This is a genomic window from Dietzia sp. DQ11-38-2 (assembly GCF_014145055.1).
GTDB lineage: Bacteria > Actinomycetota > Actinomycetes > Mycobacteriales > Mycobacteriaceae > Dietzia.
In genome coordinates this window covers 1-6,783 of sequence record NZ_JAALDW010000460.1, presented here as the reverse complement: position 1 = coordinate 6,783, position 6,783 = coordinate 1, and the positions used below count along the sequence as shown (strand labels likewise).

The 6,783-nt window shown below is 63.5% G+C and carries 4 protein-coding genes; 2 read left to right on the top strand and 2 right to left on the bottom strand.

Annotated elements, in window-relative coordinates; translation table 11 throughout:
- The first annotated feature begins 245 nt into the window (after nucleotides 1-245).
- Nucleotides 246-1,424, top strand: a complete 1,179-nt coding sequence (locus G6026_RS14560; RefSeq protein WP_182613600.1) for a restriction endonuclease subunit S — start codon at nucleotides 246-248, stop codon at nucleotides 1,422-1,424.
- Complete coding sequence (locus G6026_RS14555) at nucleotides 1,424-4,363, top strand: type I restriction endonuclease subunit R (protein WP_182613599.1); 2,940 nt, start codon at nucleotides 1,424-1,426, stop codon at nucleotides 4,361-4,363. Before G6026_RS14560 ends, G6026_RS14555 begins: the two co-directional genes overlap by 1 nt.
- 242 nt (nucleotides 4,364-4,605) lie before the next feature.
- Here G6026_RS14555 and G6026_RS14550 read toward each other — a convergent pair whose 3' ends face one another.
- Nucleotides 4,606-5,418: a sucrase ferredoxin gene (locus G6026_RS14550; RefSeq protein WP_182613604.1), complete on the bottom strand. Its 813-nt coding sequence runs from the start codon at nucleotides 5,416-5,418 to the stop codon at nucleotides 4,606-4,608.
- 97 nt (nucleotides 5,419-5,515) lie between these two features.
- The gene (locus G6026_RS14545) at nucleotides 5,516-6,730 is read right to left on the bottom strand and encodes a cupin domain-containing protein (RefSeq protein ID WP_182613598.1); all 1,215 of its coding nucleotides are present in this window, start codon (nucleotides 6,728-6,730) and stop codon (nucleotides 5,516-5,518) included.
- Between the last annotated feature and the right edge of the window lie 53 nt (nucleotides 6,731-6,783).

Below are 6,783 nucleotides of genomic sequence, written 5' to 3'. Positions count from 1 at the left end.
GACCGACCTGATCAGCCAGAAGGCGTGGAGCGATGGCGCCGGCGTGAGAGATCACCCCGACACCATCGGCAGTAACGGACAGACCAGCCGACCACGACGTACGCTTCACCTACCGAGTGCTTTCTGCTGGAGAACATGGAACCTTAGACAAGTCCCAGTTTCCCCTGTTCAGGAAGCACTTCGGTCTATTTTCGCCCGGCAATCCGCAGATCCCCGTGAATCACCCGGGCTAATGAGGTGGAGTCATGATGCTCAGCTTGGACAAGTCCACCTGGCAGCGGGTGAAGTTCGGCGACGTTGTTACGAACGCCAATGTGAAGTCTGCGGACCCTGAAACTGATGGCATCGACCGCGTCATCGCGATGGAGCACCTCGATCCGGGCGAATTGGCGATCACCCGGTGGGGACCCCTGGACTCGGGAACCACGTTCACCCGACGTGTCTCCGCAGGGCAGACCCTCTTCGGCAAGCGTCGTGCCTACCAGCGAAAAGTCGCCTATGCCGAGTTCGACGCGATCTGCTCCGGCGACATCCTCACCTTCGAGGCGATCGCCGGGAAGCTCCTCCCCGAACTTCTTCCCTTCATCGTGCAGTCGGACCCCTTCTTCGAGAGGGCCGTCGGCACATCGGCTGGGTCGCTTTCACCTCGGACGAACTGGCGAGACTTGGCCAAGTTTGAGTTCGACCTGCCGCCCCTGGACGAGCAGAAGCGCATCTCCGACCTCCTTTGGGCATTGGAGCAATGCACACGAAGTGCTGCCGAATTAGCAGATCTTCTACAAGAGAATCTCTCGACTTGGGTAAATCGGGAGATAGCCTCCTCAGGCTGGAATGAGATACCAGTCGAGAATCTACTCGTTTCAGGTCCGACCAATGGACTTTCGGCACGAGCAAACGACCAGAAGATAGGACTCCCAACCCTATCGATCAGTGCCGTTCGCAGCGGAATTCTAAGTCCAAAGAACGCCGTCAAGTACGTCGACGTCGATCCCAAAAAGGCGGCAAAGTACACGATAAAGGATGGTGACGTATTCGTCGTAAGGGGAAATGGAAATAGGGGCTTGGTTGCCCAAAGCGGTATCGCCGCTGGCAACCTACCCAGTGGGTGCATTTTCCCTGACCTTCTTATCAGGCTGCGGTTTGACAGGGATAAAATTATCCCAGACTTCGCAGTGACGCAATGGAACAGCACACCGGCACATAACAGCCTGGTAAAGAAAGCAAAATCGACTAATGGAACATGGAAGGTGAACGGGAAAGACATCCGATCCCACACCCTTCGAGTTCCAAGTATCGATACACAGGACGAATTCCTGAAAGAAGTCAGCAGGTTCAAGAATTCTTTAACCTCCCTTGAGGGAGAGGCTACAACCCTGGCAGAGGCTAGAACATCCCTACTATCTTCAGTGTTTGGAGCTTTGTGATGCCGGTTTTCAGCGAGGCCAGTACCGTCCGCGATCTAATCCGGGACGTGGTCGCCCAGCTCAGCGCGACGTTCATCCCCGGCGCCGACCTGGACCGGGAGACCAAGGACGTGCTTCTTGCCGAATCTGTGCGGGCCGCATTGGCCCGGTTGAACCCGGACATCGCCGCCGACCCAGATAAGGCCGAACAGGTTCTGTACCAGCTCGAGGTCATCCTCAGAGAGGCCCGGCAGAACCCCCACCCGATTACCCAGAACGAAGAGTTCATGGAGTGGCTGCGTGGGGACAGGTCACTGCCACTGGGCAAGGACGACGAGCACGTCTCGATCAAGTTCTTCGACTTCGACGACCCCTCGGCGAACGAGTGGATCGTGTCCACCGAAGTGACCTTCGCCCGCAAGCAGGTGAGCAAACGGTTCGATGTCGTGCTGTGGTGCAACGGCTTCCCACTCATCGTGGGTGAGGCGAAGAACCCGACGCGCCCGTCAGAGTCCTGGCTCGACGGCGCAGCACAGATTCACGAGGACTACGAGCAAACCGTCGCACCGTTCTTCGTGCCCAACGTGCTGGTGTTCGCCACCGAGGGCAACGAACTGCGGTATGGCTCAGTCGGAATGCCAATCGAGAAGTGGGGCCCCTGGCGCGACGAGACCTCCACTGGTCAACAGCAGACTGGGATCGCGGCGGTCCAGGAAGGGGTGCGCGGTCTGCTCACGCCGGCCTCGGTGCTGGACTTCCTGCGGTTCTTCACCACGTTCGCCACCGACAATAAGCACCGCAAGATCAAGATCATCGCCCGGTTCCAGCAGTTCCAGGGCGCGACCGCGATCGTGGAGCGGGTCCGGGAGGGCACCGTCAAGACCGGCCTGATCTGGCACTTCCAGGGGTCGGGCAAGTCGCTGCTCATGCTGTTCGCCTCGCTCAAGCTCAAGGCGATGCCGGAGGCCAAGAACCCGACGATCTTGATCATCGTCGACCGCACCGACCTCGACGCCCAGATCACCGGCACGTTTAACGCCTCCGATGTGGCCGGGCTGGTGTCCACCGACTCCCGTGCGGAGCTCCAGGAGCTGCTGCGGGCCGGCGCACGCAAGATCATCGTCACGACGATCCAGAAGTTCCAGGAGGTCAAACTCGACGCCGTCCCGCCAGATGTGTGGGACGACCGGCACAACATCATTGCCCTGGTCGACGAGGCACACCGAACACAGGAGGGTCAGCTCGGTGCCCGGCTGCGGACGGCGCTGCCCAACGCCTTCCGGTTTGGCTTGACCGGTACGCCGATCAACAAGAGGGACCGCAACACTTTCGCACTGTTCGGCTACCCGGGCGATGAGGGCGGCTACCTCTCGAAGTACTCGTTCCAGGATTCGATCCGGGACGGTGCGACCCTGCCGCTGCATTTCGAGGTCCGTCCCTCGTCGATGAAGATCGACCAGGAGGCCATCGACGTCGCGTTCGACGAGCTGGCCGACTCAGAGGATCTGTCGGAGAAGGAGCGTGCAGACCTGTCCAAGCGGGCCGCGAGCATCGAGCGGCTCATCAAGGCCCCGAACCGCATCCAGATGATCGCCGAGGACATCGCGGAGCATTTCACTACTAAGGTGGAGCCGGAGGGGTTTAAGGCCCAGGTCGTGGCCTATGACAAGGAAGCGTGCGTGGCCTACAAGACCGCGCTCGACAAGATTCTCGACCCTGATATCTCGACGATCGTGATGTCCAAGAGCCGGGACAGCAAGCTCGAGTGGGCCAAGTGGGAGCCGACTCCGGACGAGCAGAAGGTGATCGTCGACCGGTTCAACGATCCGTCCGACCCACTTAAGATTCTGATCGTCACCGCTAAGCTGCTCACCGGGTTCGACGCGCCGATCCTGTACTGCCAGTACTTGGACAAGACACTTAAGGAGCACACGCTGCTCCAGGCCATCTGTCGCACGAACCGCGTGTATCCGCCGCGGAAGACACACGGTCTCATCGTCGACTATCTCGGTGTCTTCGACGACACGATGAAGTCACTAGACTTCGATGAGAAGAGTGTCCGGCGGGTCATCACCAATCTCGACGAGCTCGAAGGCCAGCTCGAACCGGCCATGCGTGACGCCCTTAGGTTCTTCCCCGGTGTGGACCGCACTATCCACGGATATGAGGGCCTCATCGCGGCGCAGCAGGCCATCGCCGACGATGAGACAAAAGACGAGTTCGCGGGCGCCTACAGCGTCGTGTCGCAACTATTCGAGGCCCTGAGCCCTCGTCCGGTGGTGAACCCCTACCGTGCGGACTTCGTGTGGCTCACCGATGTCTATCGGTCGGTGAAACCGCCAGACAACACTGGCCGGCTGCGGTGGATCGCGCTCGGGCCAAAGACTCTCGAGATCATCAACTCCAACATCCAGGTCGAGATCCCGGCAAAGACCGAGACGATTGTCCTCAACGCCGACACCATCGAGGACTACCTCAGCGGACACAGAAGCGACATCGACGCCGAGGAGATCGCGAAGGCCATCACCGCCCGAATCGCAAAGCATCGGGGCAACCCGAAGTTCGTCGCGCTCGGCAAGCGGCTCAACGCCTTGCGTGAGAAGTACTCCGACCTCCAGCAGGCGAATCTCGACTTCCTGCGTGAGCTCCTCGAGCTGGCCAAGGACACCGTGGCGGCGGAGAACGAGATCGAGGAACTACCTCCCGAGGAACTGGGCAAAGCCGCTCTCACCGAGCTATTCGAGGCGGTCAAGACCGAAGAGACTCCGATCATCGTCGAAAACGTCGTCCACGAGATCGACGAAGTCGTGCGCGCTACGAGGTTCACCGGTTGGCAGGGCACGCACGAAGGAGAGCGGGAGGTCCAGAAGGCGCTTCGGCGGACGCTCTACATCAAGTTCAAGATCCGCGATGCTGACGTCTTCGACAAGGCGTACTCCTACGTCCGCGAGTACTACTGAGACTGCGTCCGCCGATAATGTTGGGTTATGTCATCTCCGCAGTTCAGGCGTGCTCTGCAGTCCGCAACATCGGCGTTTGAGGAGGCAGGTGTTCGAGGCAAGTCACGCACTCCACACGTTGAACCCAACAATCCATCGCACTATAGACGGGTCGGTCTCGGCGATGCACTGTGCTCGTTGTGATTCGAGAATCGGGAACTTCACAGGCGGCCTATTGACTCATGGGGCACCCCGCTCGCCCGCTACTCGCCCCCGAAGATCTCCACCAACTCCCGCTCCTTCACCGGCCCGGCCGACCGCGCCTGACACATCGTGAAGATCGGCTCGGAGTAAGTCTCTCGCAACCGCACTTCGACCGAGCCGCGCGGACCCTCAAGAGTCACCTCCACCCGCCCGTCCGACTCGACGACATCCAACGGCGCGAAGGCGTCGATGCGGTCGTCCCCGAACGCCGCGCGGGCGTGATGCTGCGCGACCTGCACGGCCGCCGGGTAGCTGCTCCTCCCGCGCAGGAAGCGCGGCTCGACTCGGCCCTCGGTGTAGCGGGTGACGATGTCGGCCGGGTCGGCCGCCAGGTCGACGTGGCCGTAGTAGAGCCCGTGCGGGAGCAGGAGCATGGTGGCCGCAAAGCGGTCTCCGCCCAGGTGGGAGCACTCCCACGTCGCCTCTGGGTAGCGCTCGGCGATCAGCGACGTGGCTCGTCGTCCGCGGACAGCGCAACACTGGTCGTGCTTGCCATGCGCGCAGATAGCCACCAGCGGTTCGTCGCTCGGCGTGCCGGCGGAGCCGTCGAGGGGGATCTCGATATACCCGTCGGGGCCGGAGGCCTCTCCCCACTGCAGCGATTCCTGCCCGGGCCGGGCGTCGGCCATAGCCCATCGCCACCGTCGCTGGTCAGGTCGCTTGCCGGGTCGGCGGATCGCCGCAACCCGGATGTCGGCGGCCTGCACACGCTGGGCGATCTGCCGACCCAGCTCGGGCGGCAGCAGACTCGGGGACTCGAGCAACGCCGAATGCCCCCAGGGGCCGCAGAGCTCGAGCATGAGCCACCGCATTCCGCGCGAGCCCGAGCCCTCCATGGGGTCGCCGCGGCGCAGGGCGGCGTCGCTGCACGGTTCCCAGTCGGCTGGGCTGGTCACGCGGTCACCGCCCTCACAACGCCACCAGCACGGCCTCCCGCAGCAGCCGCCGGAGAACCACCAGTCCGTCCGCCTCGTCGAGGCCGGGCAGAGCTCCGGCCGTCACGGGATCCCCGGTCATCGCCGCACGCAGGGCCGGGGCGCAGATCGCGGGGAAGGAGATCGACTTGGTCGGTAGCCTCAGCACGACCGTGTCCGACCCACTCTCGTCGATCGAGCCGTTCAGCCCGTCGCGCCACCGCAGCGGGGTGTCGACGTGGAGCGAGTCGACCGCGTCGAGGGTGGCCAGCGGCCGGATTGCGGCAGGTCGGGTGAGGTCGAGGTACTTCTTCGCCAGCGAGTCACCGGTGAGATCGCTGAGCTGATCCTGCTTCTCGGCGATGAGCCGGGCCAGCACATCGAGCACCTCGCGGGCGTGCGGCTCGGCTCGAGCGGCGTCGGCCGGGGCGAGCCCGAACGGCAGCGACGCGCGCAACTCCTCCTCCGAGGCCAGCGCCTCGATCACGGCCCGTGCCATGTCGTGCCCGGTGAGAGGGGCCACGCCCACGGTGAGGTGGATGGAGGTGTCGCCCTGCGCCTCGGCGGAGTGGACCCAGCCGCGCGGCAGGTAGAGGCAGTCCCCCGGCTCGAGCACGGCGTCGATCACCGGCTCGTCCCTCGAACGCTCGGCGATCGCCTCGCGGTGGTCGGTCCAGGGCTGATCGGGGAGCGGATGACGGTGGACGGGCTCGTGCACGCGCCACCGCTTGGTGCCGGAGACCTGGAGCACAAAGACATCGTGGACGTCGTAGTGCGGATCGAACCCGCGATTCGCGGGCGGGGTGATGTAGGCGTTGGTCTGCACCGGGTGGCCGACATCCGAGGTCATGCCCCGGACGAAGTCGATGATCGGCGGCCAGAACCGGTGCAGTCCCTGCAACACGATCGTCGCCCCGGCGGCGAACTGCGTGAGCACGCCGTCGGGGTCGAGCTGATCGGCGATCTGCGCGCCGAAACCCGCCGACCGGGTGAAACACGCCCGGTCGACGAGCGTGCCCTCGCGAGCCATTCGCACGAAGGGTGTGCGCACCCCGCGTTCGGCGATGATCTCGTCGACCATCGCGGGCGAGAGCAGGTCAGTGAAGTCGCGTGGCAGTTCGGCCGCCCGGGTCAGCAGGGGCCGCTGACCCCAGACCCGGGCTGCGAACTCGTCCGCGCTGCACGCGACGCACCGGGAGAGTGCGCGCAATTACTGCGTGCCGTCGGCGCCGCCGTCTGCACCGTCCGGGTTGGAGCCGCCGT